The 16,148-nt window shown below is 65.1% G+C and carries 13 protein-coding genes; 7 read left to right on the top strand and 6 right to left on the bottom strand.

Annotated elements, in window-relative coordinates; genetic code table 11:
- Nucleotides 1–17 precede the first annotated feature (17 nt).
- The 4 genes from KUF59_RS22635 to KUF59_RS22620 form a co-directional block, all read right to left on the bottom strand.
- Entirely contained in the window at nt 18–755 is a 738-nt protein-coding gene (locus tag KUF59_RS22635) for an ABC transporter ATP-binding protein (protein ID WP_212461153.1), read from the bottom strand.
- Nucleotides 748–2,424, bottom strand: a complete 1,677-nt coding sequence (locus tag KUF59_RS22630; RefSeq protein ID WP_212461238.1) for a branched-chain amino acid ABC transporter ATP-binding protein/permease — start codon at nt 2,422–2,424, stop codon at nt 748–750. Before KUF59_RS22630 ends, KUF59_RS22635 begins: the two co-directional genes overlap by 8 nt.
- Nucleotides 2,424–3,299: a branched-chain amino acid ABC transporter permease gene (locus KUF59_RS22625; RefSeq protein ID WP_212461152.1), complete on the bottom strand. Its 876-nt coding sequence runs from the start codon at nt 3,297–3,299 to the stop codon at nt 2,424–2,426. The genes KUF59_RS22630 and KUF59_RS22625 overlap by 1 nt, the downstream gene beginning before the upstream one ends.
- A gap of 71 nt (nt 3,300–3,370) precedes the next feature.
- Nucleotides 3,371–4,591 (bottom strand): amino acid ABC transporter substrate-binding protein, encoded by a 1,221-nt coding sequence (locus KUF59_RS22620; protein ID WP_212461151.1) that lies wholly within the window; start codon nt 4,589–4,591, stop codon nt 3,371–3,373.
- Between the two features lie 210 nt (nt 4,592–4,801).
- On the opposite strand from KUF59_RS22620, the gene KUF59_RS22615 reads away from it, so the two are divergent.
- Nucleotides 4,802–5,698 (top strand): helix-turn-helix domain-containing protein, encoded by an 897-nt coding sequence (locus KUF59_RS22615; RefSeq protein ID WP_249140630.1) that lies wholly within the window; start codon nt 4,802–4,804, stop codon nt 5,696–5,698.
- Nucleotides 5,699–5,850: 152 nt separating this feature from the next.
- Nucleotides 5,851–7,191 (top strand): TAXI family TRAP transporter solute-binding subunit, encoded by a 1,341-nt coding sequence (locus KUF59_RS22610; protein WP_212461149.1) that lies wholly within the window; start codon nt 5,851–5,853, stop codon nt 7,189–7,191.
- Nucleotides 7,192–7,226: 35 nt separating this feature from the next.
- Here the strand turns inward: KUF59_RS22610 and KUF59_RS22605 are convergent, their stop codons facing one another.
- Entirely contained in the window at nt 7,227–7,892 is a 666-nt protein-coding gene (locus KUF59_RS22605) for an O-methyltransferase (protein ID WP_212461148.1), read from the bottom strand.
- A 93-nt stretch (nt 7,893–7,985) separates the two neighbouring features.
- Here KUF59_RS22605 and KUF59_RS22600 point away from each other — a divergent pair, with 93 nt between their 5' ends.
- The 5 genes from KUF59_RS22600 (at nt 7,986) to KUF59_RS22580 (ending at nt 15,118) form a co-directional block, all read left to right on the top strand.
- Nucleotides 7,986–8,618: a TetR/AcrR family transcriptional regulator gene (locus KUF59_RS22600; RefSeq protein WP_212461147.1), complete on the top strand. Its 633-nt coding sequence runs from the start codon at nt 7,986–7,988 to the stop codon at nt 8,616–8,618.
- A 418-nt stretch (nt 8,619–9,036) separates the two neighbouring features.
- Nucleotides 9,037–10,056, top strand: coding sequence for a TRAP transporter substrate-binding protein (locus tag KUF59_RS22595; protein WP_212461146.1), 1,020 nt, complete (start codon nt 9,037–9,039; stop codon nt 10,054–10,056).
- Between the two features lie 15 nt (nt 10,057–10,071).
- Entirely contained in the window at nt 10,072–11,961 is a 1,890-nt protein-coding gene (locus KUF59_RS22590) for a TRAP transporter large permease (RefSeq protein ID WP_212461145.1), read from the top strand.
- Nucleotides 11,962–11,981: 20 nt separating this feature from the next.
- Complete coding sequence (locus tag KUF59_RS22585; protein ID WP_212461144.1) at nt 11,982–13,631, top strand: acyl-CoA synthetase; 1,650 nt, start codon at nt 11,982–11,984, stop codon at nt 13,629–13,631.
- Between the two features lie 155 nt (nt 13,632–13,786).
- Nucleotides 13,787–15,118 (top strand): autotransporter outer membrane beta-barrel domain-containing protein, encoded by a 1,332-nt coding sequence (locus KUF59_RS22580; RefSeq protein ID WP_212461143.1) that lies wholly within the window; start codon nt 13,787–13,789, stop codon nt 15,116–15,118.
- A gap of 7 nt (nt 15,119–15,125) precedes the next feature.
- On the opposite strand, the gene KUF59_RS22575 is transcribed toward KUF59_RS22580, so the two are convergent.
- On the bottom strand, nt 15,126–16,106 hold the full coding sequence (locus KUF59_RS22575) for a DUF5672 family protein (protein WP_212461142.1): 981 nt from the start codon (nt 16,104–16,106) through the stop codon (nt 15,126–15,128).
- Between the last annotated feature and the right edge of the window lie 42 nt (nt 16,107–16,148).

Below are 16,148 nucleotides of genomic sequence, written 5' to 3'. Positions count from 1 at the left end.
CTCCCTGGGCTTTACGGTTATGGCTGCGATGGACTGGACGGCGCGCGTGCCTTGCCGAGATAGGCGCGCTGGATATCGGGGTTGTTCTTCATCTCACTGGCCGAGCCGAGGCCTGCGTTCCGGCCGGATTCGATGAGGTAGACGCGGTCGGCAATGTCGAGGCTGGCGCGGGCGTTCTGCTCGACCAGCAGCACGCTGACGCCGCTCTCGCGGATCTGCGCCAGCGCCCGGAACACTTCGCGGCTGAGCAGGGGCGAGAGGCCGAGCGAGGGCTCGTCGAGCAGCAGGAGCGTGGGGTTGGACATCAGCGCGCGGCCGATCGCGACCATCTGCTGCTCGCCGCCACTCATGGTTCTGACCGCCTGCGTCATCCGTTCGGTCAGGCGGGGAAACAAGGCCAGCACCTTTGCAAGACGCTCCGCCTCGCCGGCGCGCGCACGGGCAGGGTAGGCCCCGAGCTGGAGATTTTCAGCGACGGTCAGCTCGCCAAAGATGCCGCGCCCCTCCGGCACCAGCGCGATGCCGCGCTCGACGATCATGTGGGCCGGCACCGCGGCGATATCTGCGCCCTCGAACCGCAGCGTCGCGCCCGGCGCGGGCCTGATGAGGCCGGCGATGGCCTTGAGCAATGTGGACTTGCCCGCGCCATTGGCGCCGAGGATTGCAACGATCTCGCCTCTGTTGATGTCGAGCGCGACATCGGCCAACGCCTGGTGCTTGCCGTAGAAATGGGAGAGGGCGGCGATCTCAAGCATCGGCCTCTCCCAGATAGGCCGTGATGACGGTGGGATCGGACAGCACCGCATCCGGCGCGCCGCGCGCGATCACGCTGCCGGCATTCATCACGATGCAATGCCCGCATAGCGCGCGGATCGCGTCCATGACGTGCTCGACCATGATGATGGTCACGCCGCGGTCGCGCAGCTTTGCGATCAGGGCAATGCCGGTTTCGAGTTCGCTGGGGTTGAGGCCGGCGAGCCATTCGTCGAGCAGCACGAGTTGGGGGCTGAGCGCCAGCGCGCGCGCAAGCTCCAGGCGCTTCTGGTCGATATAGGTGAGGTCTCCGGCCGGCGTGTCCTGCATCTTGCCGAGCCCGACGAGGTCGAGCAGCTCGCCGGTCGTCTCTCCGCCGCTGGTGGCGGCGCCCCTGAACAGCGCCGCAGCCGCGACGTTCTCCGCAACCGTCAGGTCCGCCATCACGCGCACCAATTGGAAGGTGCGGGCGATGCCGAGACGCGCGATCAAATGCGGCTTGAGCCCGCCGATCATGGTGCCGCCGAGCCGAACCTTGCCCGACGACGGCACCAGCGCGCCGGAGAGCACGTTGAGCAGCGTCGTCTTGCCGGAGCCGTTCGGGCCGATGATCCCGACGATCTGGCCGCGCGTAACCTCGAAGCTGACCTGATCGACCGCGCGCAGGCCGCCAAACGACTTGCCGACGTCGTCGACCCGCAGCAGCGGTCCGCTCTGGTCCCTCGCTGGCGCGTTCGTGGCGATTTCGCTGACCGGAGCCTTGCGCCTCGTCGGTCCGATCAGCCCGATCACGCCGCGCGGCAGCAGCATGACGATGATCACGAAGATGGCGCCGAGCACGATGCTGAAATGGTTCGGCAGCGTCGCGGTCAAGACCTCGAACAGAAGCACCAGCGGGACGACGCCGAGCACGGGGCCGAACAGCGAGCCGGCGCCGCCCAAAAGCGCCATGATGACGACCTGGAACGAGATCATCGGATTGAACGCAATCGACGGGTCGATATAGGTCCAGCGCGGCGCCATCACCGCGCCCGTCACCGACATGAAGACGGCGCTGATGACGAACACCGCGAGCTTGACGCGCGTCGCGTCGATGCCGGAATGGCTGGCGGCGGTCTCGTCGGCGCCGATCGCGCGGAGCGCCAGGCCGTAGCGCGAGCGGCCGAGCAGGAAACCGGTCAGGAACAGCAGGGCGGTCAGGCCGAGGAGCTGCCAGTAGAGAACGTCCTGCGTCACCGCGCTGAAGAGGTAGCGGCCGACCGATTTGTGGATGTTGACCTCGTACCAGATCACGAGCTGGCGGATCAGTTCGGCAAGGCCAAAGGAAAAGATCACGAAGTAGATGCCTGATAGCCGCAGCGTCGACAGGCCGGTGATTGCGGCAACGACTGCGCCGATGGCGGCGGCTGCGAGCAGCACGGCGGGCCAGGGCCAGGTCTCGCCGAACGCCGCTGCGGTGTAGGCGCCGATGCCGAAGAAGGCGACGGTCGCAAGCGAGATGTAGCGGGTCGGACCGGAGAACATCGCCCAGGCCGTAGCCAGGATCGTGAAGTAGAGGATGCTGATGCCGAGCGCGAGATAATAGCCGTTGGCGTAATAGGGGTAGGCGACGACGACCGCGGCGAGCAGCAGCCCCGCGCACCATAAAGCCGTCCTGGTCGCACCCGACATCACGAGGCGGCCCTTCCGAACAGGCCGGTCGGCCTGATGAGCAGCACGCCCAGGAACAGCGCGTAGGTGGCCGCCAGCGTCAGGCCGGGATCGACGAGCCGCGCGACCGCGGTCTCGACCACGCCGAGTAACAAGCCAGCGACGAGTGCGCCCAGGACGTTGCCGACCCCGCCCATGATCACGACCACGAGCGCCTTCATGGTGAAGATCACGCCCATCGAGGCGTTGAAGGTGAGGAACATGCTGATGAGCACGCCGCCGATGGCCACGAGGCCGCCGCCAAAGGCAAAGGTCAGGCCTGACATCGCCGCAACGTCGATGCCGACCAGACGCGCGGCATTGGCATCGACCGCGATGGCGCGGACGGCGGTGCCGACGCGGGTGCGCGTCAGCGCCAGATAGACGGCGATGCCGATTTCGGCCGCGAACAGCAGCGCAACCAACCGATTGACGGCCAGCGTCGAGCCCAGCACCACGACGGGAACGGAGAGATAGGAGTAGCTGTAATACTGGCCACCGAAGGCGATCAGCATAATCCCCTGGATCACGAACAGCACACCGAAGGTGACGAGGATGCTGTCGATCTCCTGCGCGCCCCGATCCTTGCCGCGCCGCATCAGCCGCTCGAGCAGGAAGCGGTAGAGCAGCCAGTTGATCAGGATCGCCCCGGGTACGGCGAGCAACAACGCCATCAGCGGGCTCAAGCCGAGCCCGGTGTAGAGCGACAACGCGCCAAAGGCAGCCGCAACGAGGGACTCGCCATAGGACAGGTTCATGATCCGCGCGACGCCGTATTGCAGCGTCAGCCCAAGGGCGATCAGGGCATACATGCCCCCCAGCACGAGGCCCGGCAGGACAATATCGAGCAGCAGCATCAGGCGATGTCCCACTGACCAGACGGCGCGCAGCCGTTCACGAGAACGAGCTTGCGCGCCGGCTTAGGCCGTCACTGCCACTGCGGCTTCGGCACGACGGGCGCGCGCGCCCCCGGCAGCGACGTCGGCGCAAGCGCATAGAACTCGCCGTTCTGCCACTGGCCGACGCTCCAGACTTCCTGGAGCAGCCCGTCCTTCAGCTTCACCTTGCCGATGACGGTGTCGAACGTGCCGGAGCGGATTTCTGCCGCCACCGCCGCGCGGTCGAGCTTGCCGACCTTCTCGATCGCCTGCTGGAGCACCTGGAGGCTCGCATAGGTGATCGAGCTCGCCCAGCGATCCGGCTCCTTGCCGGTCGCCGCCTTGTGGCGCGCGAGATAGTCCTTCAGCTGGGCTGAGTCCGCGTTCCAGCCGCCGATCCCCATCACGCCGTCGCTGTTGGCGGCGAACTTGCCCTTGTAGAGCGGAAACGCAGTGCCGACGCCGACATAGAAGACCTTCGGATTGAACTTGAGGAGCTGTGCCTGCTCGGTGAGCGCAATCGTGTCAGGCGGATAGCTGAAGGCGATGAACGCATCCGGATTCGCGGCGATCGCGTCCTTCAGCAGCGGCTGCAGGTCCTGCGACCCCATCGGATAGGTCTTGTCATAGGCGAGCGTGAAGCCCGCCTTCTTGAAGGCCTCGCGGCCGGCAGCCGACAACTCGATGCCGAACTGGTCGGCAACGCTCACCATGGCGATGTTGGAGCCGATCTTGCCCTCGCTCTTGAGCTTGCCCAAGAGCTCAGCGAGCCCTTCAGAGATCTGCGCTGACGTGCCGAGCCAGAACGTCGCGTTCGACCAGCGTTTTGCCAGCTCCGGCGCCTTGTCGGTGACGGAGGTGACGGCGAGGTGAGGGTAGCCGAGCCGGTTCAGGGTCGGGCCGACGGCCAGGTTGAGACCGGTGCTCCAGGGCGAGAGGATGAAATCGACCTTGTCCTGGTTGGCGAGGCGCTCGATCGCCTTCACCGCCTCTTCGGAGCTGCTGCGGTCGTCATATTCGACGACCTCGATGGGCAGCTTCTTGTCGCCGACCTTGATGCCGCCAGCCGCATTCACGTCCTTCACCCACAATTCGTAATTGGGCAGCGTGGTGATGCTGGCGCCGCCGGCATAGGGGCCGGTCTTCGAAATCGAGTAGCCGATGCGGATCTTCTCCTGTGCCTCGGCCGCGGATGTGAAGCTCCCGAGTGCAGCGGCTGCAGCCGCAAGACTCGTGATGCGCAGCAACGTTCGACGGTTCGCCGAAATCATGTCGATCCTCCCTCCGAATTGAACGCAGGCCGTTTCCTGTCCGGTCCCGGCTTCTTTGAGCAGCTTCACGCACTGCCGCGGTCGGGACTTGACCCAGCAAGCACCCTCGGCTTTGCTCGCGCAATGGACAATTCTGGCGATTGGTTGGACGATTCCGGCGAACCGGGCCGAGTGCGTCGAGGGGTCGCGGGGGCGGGCCGGATCCCGGTTATGGCCCCGACCGGCGGGCCCGCCGCGATTGGTGCCGAAATCATCACATCACACTACGAGGCGCGACGCTGGTCGCTGGCTTCAAAGGCGGCGCGTCCCTTCATCCACCTGCTCTGCCTGCATCGTGGCGGCGCCGCAGAGGTCTCGGGCGAGGGCGAGACCGTCGCCCTGTCGGGTCCAGCGCTCGTCTGGCTACCGCCGGAATGTGCCGCGCATCTGGACCTGGCGGCGGGTTCGCCAGCCGCGCTGCTCCGCCTGCGGCCGGGCGCGTGGCATCGCTATCTACCGCCTTCGGCCGAGCCGGCCTATCTGGCCCTCGACGGCGCGCGCGGCATCCTCGCGCTCCCGGTCGAGCCCGACCTCGTCACCGCGGTGTCGCGTTCGATTGCGGCCATTGCCAGCGAGATCGCGGCGCCGGCGCGCAACGGCGCGGCCTCGATCATGTCGGCCGAGTTGACGCTCTGCGTGCTGCGCTTCTGGCGTCTGTTCGCCGCCGACAGCGAGCCGGAGGAGGAGGGCAGCAGCGCCGAGATCCTCAGCCGCTTCCGGCGCCTGCTCGAGGAGCGCTATCACCAGCAATTGCGGGTGGCCGACTACGCCGGCCTGCTTGGGATGACGCCGGACCGCCTGCATGCGCTGTGCAGCCGCGAGCTGAAGCGCTCGCCGATCGCGCTGATCCAGCAGCGCGTGGTCAAGGAGGCCGCGACGCGGCTGGAGGCGGGCACGGCAACGGTGAAGCAGATTGCCTTCGCGCTCGGCTTCAAGGACACCGCCTATTTCAGCCGCTTCTTCCGCAAGCACACCGGCGAGGCGCCGGGCGCCTGGCGCAAGCGCGTCGCCGCACGGGAAAGGAGCGGGCGGTCGCGACCGATGCTCAACTTCGCCGACTGGCCGTAGGTCCGGCCGTTGCTGCTGCCCGCAACGGTGACGTGGTTATCTTGGGACATGCGCGCGTTGATCTGGATCAAGGGCCCCGCGGACTGAAGGATGCGAGCAATCGGCACGGGAAACTGCATAGGTCTCCCGTTCGGCGAAAGGCAACAGGCGCCATGGATGACCTGTCGAGACTTCGCATTGATAGCGCCAGGCTGCCGAGCTGGCTTCGCATCATCGTCGTACTGACATTGGCAATGCTGGCCGGAGGCGCAAGCCTGTTCGCGTACAGCTGGTACGTCCGGCCTGTGACGCTGTCGATCGCGGTCGGATCGCTGGATGGCGACGCTCCCAGAATCGTATCGGCACTCGCGAGCAGGCTCGTCGTCAGCAACGCCCCGGTCCGGCTGAAGGTGGTGGAAACGTCAGGCGCAATTGAATCAGCAGAAGCGTTCTCCTCCGGCAAAACGGACCTTGCTGTCGTCCGCGGAGATGTCGGCGACCTTTCCCAGGCGCAAGCCATCGTCGTGCTGACTGAGGCCGTCGCGCTGCTGGTTGCACCACCGGGATCGGCAATCACGGACCTGGCGGGCTTGAAGCGCACGACGGTGGGCGTGGTCGCAGGCGAGACCAATCAGAAGATCGTCAGCGCATTGACCAAGGCATATGACCTTAACCGCGCCAACACTGCTTTCAAGAGTATTGCCCTCGACCAGGTCCGCCGCGCGCTCGACGCCAAGGAGATCCGCGCCGTCCTCTTCGTGGTGCCCTTGAGCGAAAAATACGTGTCGCTGGTGCGAGGTCTATTCCCGCAGAATCCAAAGAGCGCGCCGGTGCTGATTCCGATCGAGAACGCCGGCGCCATTGCCGAGACGGAGCGGGCCTACGAGAGCTTCGACATTCCGAAGGGAACGCTGCGCGGATCGCCTCCCGTTCCCGCGGATGACGTCACCACGCTAAAGGTTTCCTTCTACATCGTCGGCATGAAGAGCCTGGACAACGATATGATCGCCGGCTTCACGCAAGCCATTACGAGCGCGCGCAGGGACGTCCTCGCCGAGTTTCCGGTGCTGGCGCAGTTCAAGGCGCCCGATACCGACGCCGGCGCCTATCTCCCGGTGCATCCGGGCGCCGCGGAGTTCTACAACGGCAGCCAAGTATCCTTCCTGGACAAATGGAGTAACGCCATTTTTCTGGCGCCAATGGCGCTTGGCGCCCTTGCCACAGTCCTTGCGGCGGCCTGGAAGTTTCTGCGAACTGGCGAATTGAAGCCAAGGGAACCGGCGCTGGATTCACTCTATGCGCTAGGACGAAGAATACGGCACGCGGAAAATGAAGCGGAATTGCTGCAGATCGCTGATCAGATCGACGAAGTCTTGTCCGCGCAGCGTGCCCGAGCGGACGAAGATGAATCCACGCTCGACGCGGCCACACTGAACGTTGCCGCCCATCGCCTGGAGAACCTGATCCATGATCGCAAGGCCGCGCTCGCCGCACCAACCTCCGGGGAGCGCTGAATACGCAAATCAGGGCAGGGCGCTGCGCTGAGCCATCAGCACGTCCGCATCGACAATTCGACGTCTTCGGCAAACGGTACGGACATGTAGCCGTTCGCGGCCGAGCGGACATAGGCGAGGTACTCGGGACTGTCATCGGCATTGTCGGCGACGACGAGCGCGCCCGGTCTGAGACGGCTCTCCACCAGCCGCAGAACGTCCGGATAGAGCGCCTTGGCGCCGTCCAGGAGGACGAGGTCGATCGTCCCGGGCAGGTCAGTGCGCAGCGTCGTCAGCGCGTCGCCTTCGCGGATCTCCACGAGATCGCTGAGCCCGCCGGCCTCCAGGTTCGCGCGCGCCCGCGCGACCTTGGACGGCTCGAACTCGCTGCCAATCAGCCGTCCGCCGCCATTGTCGCGCAACGCCCCCGCAAGGTGCAGCGTCGAGATCCCGAACGAGGTTCCGAACTCGACGATCGACCGCGCGCCGGAGCTTCGCGCCAGCATGTACAGAAGCGCGCCGGTCTCGCGCGATACCGGCAGCGGAAACGCCTTCAGGCGACCGTAGAGGTCGATGTAGTCGGTCTTGCTCCGCATCAGCCGCACCTGCTCGTCGTCAGGCACGTCGGCCAGCAGGTTATTCAGTTCGTCCGACGATGCGGCGGCGTCAGTGAACAGGCGGTCGAGCAGGGGCGCCAACCGGGCGCCGGTGAGGGTGGTCATTGCAAGTCTCCAGTCTGTGAAAAGCGCGTCCTTGCGCCTGCCCCAGAAATACGAATAATTCGTCGCATTCGCTAATCGCATTCCGGACCGCCCATGCCGCCGCGCCGAAAAGCCCAGATATCTTCGCGAAAACAACCAAAGCAGGCCCGCTCGACCGAGCTGGTTGCCACCATCCTGGAAGCCGCTATTCAGGTTTTGGCCAAGGAAGGCGCGCAGCGCTTCACGACGGCCCGGGTGGCTGAGAAGGCCGGCGTCAGCGTCGGATCGCTGTACCAGTACTTTCCCAACAAGGCGGCGATCCTGTTCCGCCTCCAGAGCGACGAATGGCGCCAGACGACGGAGATGCTCCGCGGCATCCTCGAGAATATCAGCCAGCCGCCGCTGGAGCGGCTCAGAACCCTGGTCCATGCCTTCATCCGGTCGGAATGCGATGAGGCCTCCATGCGCGTGGCGCTCGACGACGCGGCGCCGCTTTATCGCGACGCGCCCGAGGCCCGGCAGGCCAGGGCGTCAGGGGACCGGATCGTCCACGCCTTCATGCAGGACGCGCTGCCCAAGACCCCGGCGGCGACCCGCGCGCTCGCGGCTGACCTCATCAAGACGACCCTCGCCGAAGTCGGCAAAGGCTTCTCCGAATCCCCGCGCACGCCGGCAGAGATCAAGGCCTACGCCGACGCCATGGCCGACATGTTCTGCGCCTACCTCAGAGAGCTGGATCGGCGCTGAGACGGAGGTGCGAGAGCCGGGCGGCTGGGGGCAAATTGGCGGAGATCAGGACGGTCGCTGCGCGTGGCCCGGCTTTGCCCAAACCCATATAGCGAATTCGCATAAGGTATATTATGGAATATTTATATGTCGAATTGGATCAAATATTTAGACGAAACTCCTGCCACAGTGCCTTCGCTCCGGGCTTGGATTTGCCACGGCCATCGAGCTTCGTCCCGGCCGTTGACGGCTACTGTGCATGGGGTTGTTTCGAGCTTTGGTGTGAGCCCCGATCTCTCACCGTATCCCCGCGAAAGCCGATATTGCGGCAGCCCGGTTCGGCTGCAATAAGCGTGGCTTCGCGAGATCGCAGATGACCTGACGTTCGGATAGGTTTGCATCTCACAAGAACAACAATCCTTAGAGGGAGCAAACCCCAATGAGCTTTTCCCGTCGTACGCTTCTGAAGGCCTCTGCGGCATCAGCCGTTCTGGGCGGTCTGGGCGCGCCTCACGTCGCCCGCGCCCAGAGCGCCGAGTTCACCTACAAATATGCCAACAACCTGCCCGACACCCATCCGCTGAACGTCCGCGCCAAGGAGATGGCGGCGGCGATCAAGAGCGAGACCAACGGCAAGTTCGACCTTCAGATCTTCCCGAACAACCAGCTCGGCTCCGACACCGACATGCTGAGCCAGATCCGCTCCGGCGGCGTCGAGTTTTTCACGCTCTCAGGCCTGATCCTGGCGACCCTGGTGCCGGCCGCGTCGATCAACGGCATCGGCTTCGCATTCCCGGACTACGACACGGTCTGGAAGGCTATGGACGGCGACCTCGGCGCCTACGTGCGCGGCGAGATCAAGAAGGCCGGCCTCGAGGTCATGGACAAGATCTGGGACAACGGCTTTCGCCAGACCACATCCTCGAGCAAGCCGATCAACGGCCCCGAGGACCTGAAGGGCTTCAAGATCCGCGTGCCGGTGTCGCCGCTGTGGACCTCGATGTTCAAGGCGTTCGATGCAGCGCCCGCCTCGATCAATTTCAGCGAGGTCTATTCCGCGCTCCAGACCAAGATCGTCGAAGGCCAGGAAAACCCGCTGGCGATCATCTCGACCGCGAAGCTCTATGAGGTGCAAAAGTACTGCTCGCTGACCAACCACATGTGGGACGGTTTCTGGTTCCTGGCGAACCGCCGCGCGTGGGAAAAATTGCCCGAGGACGTCCGCAAGGTCGTCGCCAAGCACATCAACGCCGCCGCCGTTAACGAACGCGCCGACACCGCCAAGCTGAATGCCAATCTGCAGCAGGAGCTGGCCGGCAAGGGCCTGACCTTCAACCAGCCCAACACCGGGCCGTTCCGCGACAAGCTGCGCACGGCCGGCTTCTACGCCGAGTGGAAGGGCAAGTACGGCGATCAGGCCTGGGACCTCCTGGAAAAGGCCGTCGGCAAGCTGTCGTAGCGCGTTGGGGCCGTCATGGCTCATATCGAGGTGCAGGTAACCGAAGTGGCGGGCGAGGCGACTGTTCAGTCCCCTCGCCGACCTTCGTTGCTGGCGTCGCTGGAACGGATTTTTGGTCTCATCGTCGAAATCCCGGCGGCCATTTTGGTGGTCGCCGAGATCGTCATCCTGTTTGCCGGCGTGGTCGCGCGCTATGGCCTGCATCGGCCGCTGATCTGGTCGGACGAGCTCGCTTCCATCCTGTTCCTGTGGCTGGCGATGCTGGGCGCGGCCGTGGCTTTCCGCCGCTCCGAGCACATGCGCATGACCGCTATCGTCGCGAGCGCAAAGCCTGCGATGCGGGCCTATCTCGATCTGATTGCGACCTGCGCCGCGCTGGCGTTCCTGGCGCTGATCGTCTGGCCGTCCTACGAATACGCCTACGAGGAAAGCTACATCACGACCCCGGCGCTGCAGATATCGAACATCTGGCGCGCCGCGGCGCTGCCGGTCGGCATCTGCCTGATGGCGCTATTTGCATTCCTCAGGCTGTTGCGCTCGGGCGATTACCGGCTGGCGCTGATTGCCGTGGTTTCGGTGGCCGCCGTCATCGGTTTGTTCTGGCTGGCGCAGCCTTATCTGCGTCCGCTCGGCAATCTCAACCTCGTCATCTTCTTCGTCGGCGTCGCCGGCTTCTGCGTGTTCGCCGGCGTTCCCATTGCGTTCGGGTTCGGGCTGGCGATCTTCGGCTATCTGGCGCTGACCACCCATACGCCGGTCATGGTGCTGGTCGGGCGGATGGACGAGGGCATGAGCCACCTCATCCTGCTCTCGGTGCCGCTGTTCGTGTTCCTCGGGCTCTTGATCGAGATGACCGGCATGGCGCGGGCCATGGTGGCGTTTCTCGCGAGCCTGCTCGGCCATGTCCGTGGCGGCCTGCACTATGTGCTTGTCGGCGCCATGTATCTCGTCTCCGGCATCTCCGGCGCCAAGGCGGCCGACATGGCGGCGGTGGCACCGGTGCTGTTTCCCGAGATGAAGCAGCGCGGCGCCCGCCCCGGCGATCTCGTCGCGCTTCTTGCGGCGACTGGTGCCCAAACCGAAACCATTCCGCCGAGCCTGGTGCTGATCACCATCGGCTCGGTGACCGGCGTCTCGATCGCCGCTTTGTTCACCGGCGGCCTGTTGCCCGGCGTGGTGCTGGCGATCACGCTCTGCATGCTGGTGTGGTGGCGCTACCGCCACGAGGACATGAGCCATGTCCGCCGCGCCAGCGCCGGCGAGATCGGCAAGACCTTTGTCATCGCCCTGCCCGCGCTCGCGCTGCCGTTCGTGATCCGCTACGCGGTCGTGGAGGGCATCGCCACCGCGACGGAAGTGTCCACCATCGGCATCGTCTATGGCGCCCTCGTCGGGCTCCTGATCTACCGCCGCTTCGACTGGCGGCGGCTGTTTCCGATGCTGGTGGAGACCGCAGCGCTTTCGGGCGCTATTCTGCTGATCATCGGCACGGCCACCGGGATGGCCTGGGGCCTGACGCAATCCGGTTTCTCGCGCTCGCTGGCGGCCGCGATGACGGGACTGCCGGGCGGCTCGGCCTCTTTCATTGCGGTCTCGATCGTCGCCTTCACCATCCTCGGCAGCGTGCTGGAGGGCATTCCGGCGATCGTGCTGTTCGGGCCGCTGCTGTTTCCGATCGCGCGCGCCGTCGGCGTGCACGAGGTTCACTACGCCATGGTCATCATCCTGGCGATGGGGATCGGGCTATTCGCGCCGCCCTTCGGCGTGGGCTATTATGCCGCCTGCGCCATCGGGCGCGTTGACCCGGCTGAAGGTATCCGGCCAATCTGGGGCTATCTGCTGGCGTTGCTCGCAGGCTTGATCATCGTCGCGATATTTCCGTGGATCTCGATCGGGTTCCTTTGAAGATTTGAGGGAGGGTGTCGATGAGCGAAAGGCAGAACCAGTACAATATCGGCCTGGACAAGACGCCCGCCAACTACGTGCCACTGACGCCGCTCTCCTTCCTCGCGCGCAGCGCCGCCGTCTATCCCGACCACGTCAGCACTGTCTATGAGGGCCGCAGCTACACCTGGCGCCAGACCTATGAGCGCTGCCGGCGCTTTGCCTCATATCTCGCAGGCAAGGGCATCGGCGTCGGCGACACCGTCGCGGCGATGTTGCCGAACATTCCGGCGATGAACGAGGCGCATTTTGCCGTGCCGATGGCGGGCGCGGTGCTCAACGCGCTCAACATCCGCCTCGATGCGCCTTCGATCGCGTTCCAGCTCGACCATGGTGGCGCAAAGATCATTTTGGTCGATCCTGAGTTTGCAGGCGTCATCGCGGATACACTGGCCCAGATGACGGGTCCAAAACCCTTCGTGATCGATGTCGACGACGCGTCCTTCAAGGGCGGCAGCCGCATCGGCGAGATCGAATATGAGGCGGCGGTCGCGCAAGGTGATCCGGGCTTCAACGCCGTCCCCCTTAGAGACGAATGGGACGCGATCGCGCTGAGCTACACCTCGGGCACGACGGGCAATCCCAAGGGCGTCGTCACGCATCATCGCGGCGCCTATCTCAATGCCGTCAGCAACATCCTCGCCGGCAATCTCGGCCAGCATCCGGTCTATCTCTGGACGCTGCCGATGTTCCACTGCAACGGCTGGTGCTTTCCCTGGACCATCGCGGCGTCCGCCGGCATCAATGTCTGCCTGCGCAAGGTCGAGCCGACCAGGATTTTTGAGCTGATCAGGCAACACGGCGTCACCCACATGTGCGGCGCGCCGATCGTCTACAACACGCTGATCAACGCGCCCGACGCACCGAAAGGCAGCGCGGCGCGCCGCGTGGTCGGCCTGATCGCGGGTGCCGCGCCGCCGGTTGCCGTGCTCGAAGGCGCCGAGAGCATCGGCATCAAGCTGACCCACGTCTATGGCCTGACCGAAGTCTATGGTCCCGCCTCCGTCTGCGCCGAGCAGCCGGGTTGGGATGAATTGCCCGCCGATCAGCGCGCCCAGATGAAACGCCGGCAGGGCGTGCCCTACCCTCTGGAAGAAGCCGTCACCGTCCTCAATCCGCAGACCATGCAGGAAGTGCCGCGCGACGGCGAGACCATCGGCGAGGTCATGTTCCGCGGCAACATCGTGATGAAGGGCTATCTGAAGAACGACAAGGCCACCAAGGAAACCTTTGAAGGCGGCTGGTTTCACACCGGCGATCTCGGCGTGCTCGACGAGCATGGCTATGTCATCATCAAGGACCGCTCCAAGGACATCATCATCTCCGGCGGCGAGAACATCTCCTCCGTCGAGGTCGAGGACATCCTCTACAAACACCCGGCCGTGCTGTTCGCAGCCGTGGTTGCAAAGCCCGATCCGAAATGGGGCGAGGTGCCCTGCGCCTTCGTGGAGCTGAAGGACGGCGCGAGCGCGACGGATGCCGAGATCATCGCCTTCTGCCGCAGCCATATGTCCGGCTTCAAGACGCCGAAGGCCGTCGTGTTCGGACCGATCCCTAAGACGTCGACCGGAAAGATCCAGAAATTCTTGCTGCGCAACCAGGTGGAATCGGCGAAGGCGATTTCGGCCTGAGCGGAAACGGCCGCGGACGATTCGCGGCTGCGCGGTGCGCCATGTGTCAATCCGTATCGAAGCCGGGATCAGAAATGCCCGGAAAGGATTTGAAAAAGACGGCGGCAGGCCTACCGTCGCTCCAGGCCGGATTCGCCGATTCTGGATGACGCGCTGTGCAGCGCGCGACCCAGGCGACCGGCGCTGTTGGGGCGCTTCATGCGGTGTGTGTCTTGAGCGCAGGCGCGTGGGCGCGCCTGGCGCTGCTGCCATTGCTGGTCGGTGGGCTGCCCGCAATCGCCAACGCGCAGGCGGTGACGGCTGCGCAGATCCGTCCGCCGCTCGCGCAGAATTCCGATCCGGCCGGTCAGTCCAACGGCAATGCCGCCGGCGCGGTGCAGCCAACCACGTCCGGCACCAGCCCGGCAGCCACGAACGCCAACGGTTCGACGCCCTCTGACACGGCCACGACTGGCCAGATGAATGTCACGACTGCCCCAACTGCTGCGGCCGCGACACCGGCGCCGGCCGCCGTAGCCGTGAACATCGGCACGGCGCCGCCCGGCGGCCCTGTCGCGCTGTCGCAGGCCGAGACGGCGCAAGCCACCTTCCTTGCCATGACGCAGTTCACGCAGACCCTGCTCGATCCCGCTGTCGATGGCCGCAGGTTCGACGCCTCGCCTGCCCCTTCGGTCGCCGCGCAATGGAACGTTTGGGCCTCCGCATTCGGCGGCTCGCGAACTTCCGTCAGCAACACGGGCTCGGCAAGCCGGAACTTTGGGACCGTGGTCGGGGCGGACTATGCCCTCTCCTCGCAAACCACGATGGGTTTTGCCATGGCCGGCGGCGGCACCAACTTCACCGGCAACTTTTCCAGCGGCCGGTCCGATCTGTTCCAAAGCGGCGCGTTCGTCCGGCATACGGCCGGCCAAGCCTACGTTGTTGGAGCCTTGGCTTATGGCTGGCAGGCGATCAGCAGCGACCGGATGGGAGCCGCCGCGCTGAACGCCGCGGCCGACGCCAACGCCTATTCGGGCCGCGTCGAGGGCGGCTACCATGTCACGACGCCGTGGCTCGGCATCACGGCCTATGCGGCGGGCCAATCCACCACCTTCAGCCTGCCTGCGAATGCGGGGCAGCCGTCGTTTGCGGCCAACGCGTTCGCAGCCGCCTTCGGCGCGGACCACGTCACCGACAGCCGCAGCGAGCTCGGCCTGCGCACGAACGGATCATTCGCGCTTCAGAGCGGGACGCTGAACTTGCGCGGCCGGTTGGCCTGGGCGCACGATTTCAGCGCCGCGCGCGCCGTTCCCGCGGCTTTCCAGGCCCTGCCCGGCCTTGGCTTCGTTGCGAGCGGAGCGGCCCTCGCGACGGACTCCGCGCTGGTCGGTGCCGCGCTCGAGCTGAAGCTGCAAAATGGCTGGAGCGCGGCGGCAACCGCGGACGGCGAGTTCTCGCAAGCCGTGCGGTCCTATACCGGCCGGGCCGTGATGCACTATGCCTGGTAGCAATCGCCTAAGCTGATGCGCCAACGCCGGCCAGGCGATCCAGTGCGCCGCGCCTGGCGCGCCTGAGGTCCCAGGCGAGCATCCAGGCGCGTTCCTGTCGCGCGATCAGCCGGTCGCCGAGGCCGGCGAACAGCGCGGCAACATCATGGTTGGCTTCGCCGACCACTTTCCGGATCAGCGCGGCAGTGTCAACGGCGCGATGGGCCTTGAGCCTCGCATAAAGCGCAGCGAAGGTCTTGTACCTGCCGAGCAGGAAGTACGTCACCAGCAGGTTGGCATATTGGGGCGAAGCAAACACATGGGGCGATAGTCGACGCGTCATTGCGATCATCTCGGCGTCATCGACATAGCGCCACATGTTGCCGATGCCGTGGAAGCCAAAAGTCGGCGGCCGCGCACCGGTGAATTCCTGAACGGACAAAGTCTCGTAGGAGAACGTCTCCGCGACGGCTTGCGGGGCAAAACGCAGCCCGAATTCGCTTTCGAGCTGCGAGCGAAACGCGCGACAGACCTGCCAGTCGGAATTCACGTCCAAACGCAGCAGGAACCTGTCGTCCAGCATCGCTCGCAGGAGTTTTTGCGACTGCAACGAGAAGCCGCCATTGCCGACCGAGAAGCCGTCGCTGACGAAGGGCCAGGGCGCACCGATATAATCGTAGCGGCGGAAGTCCTGTTTCCACGCGGCTGGATCGACCACGTAGCCGTCCCACTGCACGACCAGCACGAACGGCGTCTCGATCAGGCGCGGCATGTGCTTGTAGAGGAATTCCGAATACGCGGCCGTCGAGCCAACCGGATCAATCCTGACGCATCGGAACGGTCCCTCCAACTGTTCATGCGAGAACAGGATGGCATCGCCGAAAGCACACGATCTGATCGACCGGTCGAGCGCGGCCGCGGTGGCCGCGACGTTGACGGAATCGATGGCGCAGATCGTGACGTCGGTTAGATCGAGCTTGGAGGTCGTTGCGGGACCGGCGGGCTGCATTGCCAGGACAGCTTAACAGAATGCTTCGCGGGTTCCACAGGA

The sequence above is a fragment of the Bradyrhizobium arachidis genome, from assembly GCF_024758505.1.
GTDB classification, from domain to species: domain Bacteria; phylum Pseudomonadota; class Alphaproteobacteria; order Rhizobiales; family Xanthobacteraceae; genus Bradyrhizobium; species Bradyrhizobium manausense_C.
This window is presented reverse-complemented; position numbering and strand designations above follow the sequence as displayed.

What these genes read in the sequence shown, in the direction of transcription:
- KUF59_RS22590 (WP_212461145.1), top strand. Translation starts at nt 10,072, where the DNA reads ATGGCTCATATCGAGGTGCAGGTAACCGAAGTGGCGGGCGAGGCGACT.
- KUF59_RS22625 (WP_212461152.1), bottom strand. Translation starts at nt 3,299, where the DNA reads ATGCTGCTGCTCGATATTGTCCTGCCGGGCCTCGTGCTGGGGGGCATG.
- KUF59_RS22605 (WP_212461148.1), bottom strand. Translation starts at nt 7,892, where the DNA reads ATGACCACCCTCACCGGCGCCCGGTTGGCGCCCCTGCTCGACCGCCTG.
- KUF59_RS22620 (WP_212461151.1), bottom strand. Translation starts at nt 4,591, where the DNA reads ATGATTTCGGCGAACCGTCGAACGTTGCTGCGCATCACGAGTCTTGCG.
- KUF59_RS22600 (WP_212461147.1), top strand. Translation starts at nt 7,986, where the DNA reads ATGCCGCCGCGCCGAAAAGCCCAGATATCTTCGCGAAAACAACCAAAG.
- KUF59_RS22610 (WP_212461149.1), top strand. Translation starts at nt 5,851, where the DNA reads ATGGATGACCTGTCGAGACTTCGCATTGATAGCGCCAGGCTGCCGAGC.
- KUF59_RS22615 (WP_249140630.1), top strand. Translation starts at nt 4,802, where the DNA reads ATGGCCCCGACCGGCGGGCCCGCCGCGATTGGTGCCGAAATCATCACA.
- KUF59_RS22630 (WP_212461238.1), bottom strand. Translation starts at nt 2,424, where the DNA reads ATGTCGGGTGCGACCAGGACGGCTTTATGGTGCGCGGGGCTGCTGCTC.
- KUF59_RS22635 (WP_212461153.1), bottom strand. Translation starts at nt 755, where the DNA reads ATGCTTGAGATCGCCGCCCTCTCCCATTTCTACGGCAAGCACCAGGCG.
- KUF59_RS22575 (WP_212461142.1), bottom strand. Translation starts at nt 16,106, where the DNA reads ATGCAGCCCGCCGGTCCCGCAACGACCTCCAAGCTCGATCTAACCGAC.
- KUF59_RS22595 (WP_212461146.1), top strand. Translation starts at nt 9,037, where the DNA reads ATGAGCTTTTCCCGTCGTACGCTTCTGAAGGCCTCTGCGGCATCAGCC.
- KUF59_RS22585 (WP_212461144.1), top strand. Translation starts at nt 11,982, where the DNA reads ATGAGCGAAAGGCAGAACCAGTACAATATCGGCCTGGACAAGACGCCC.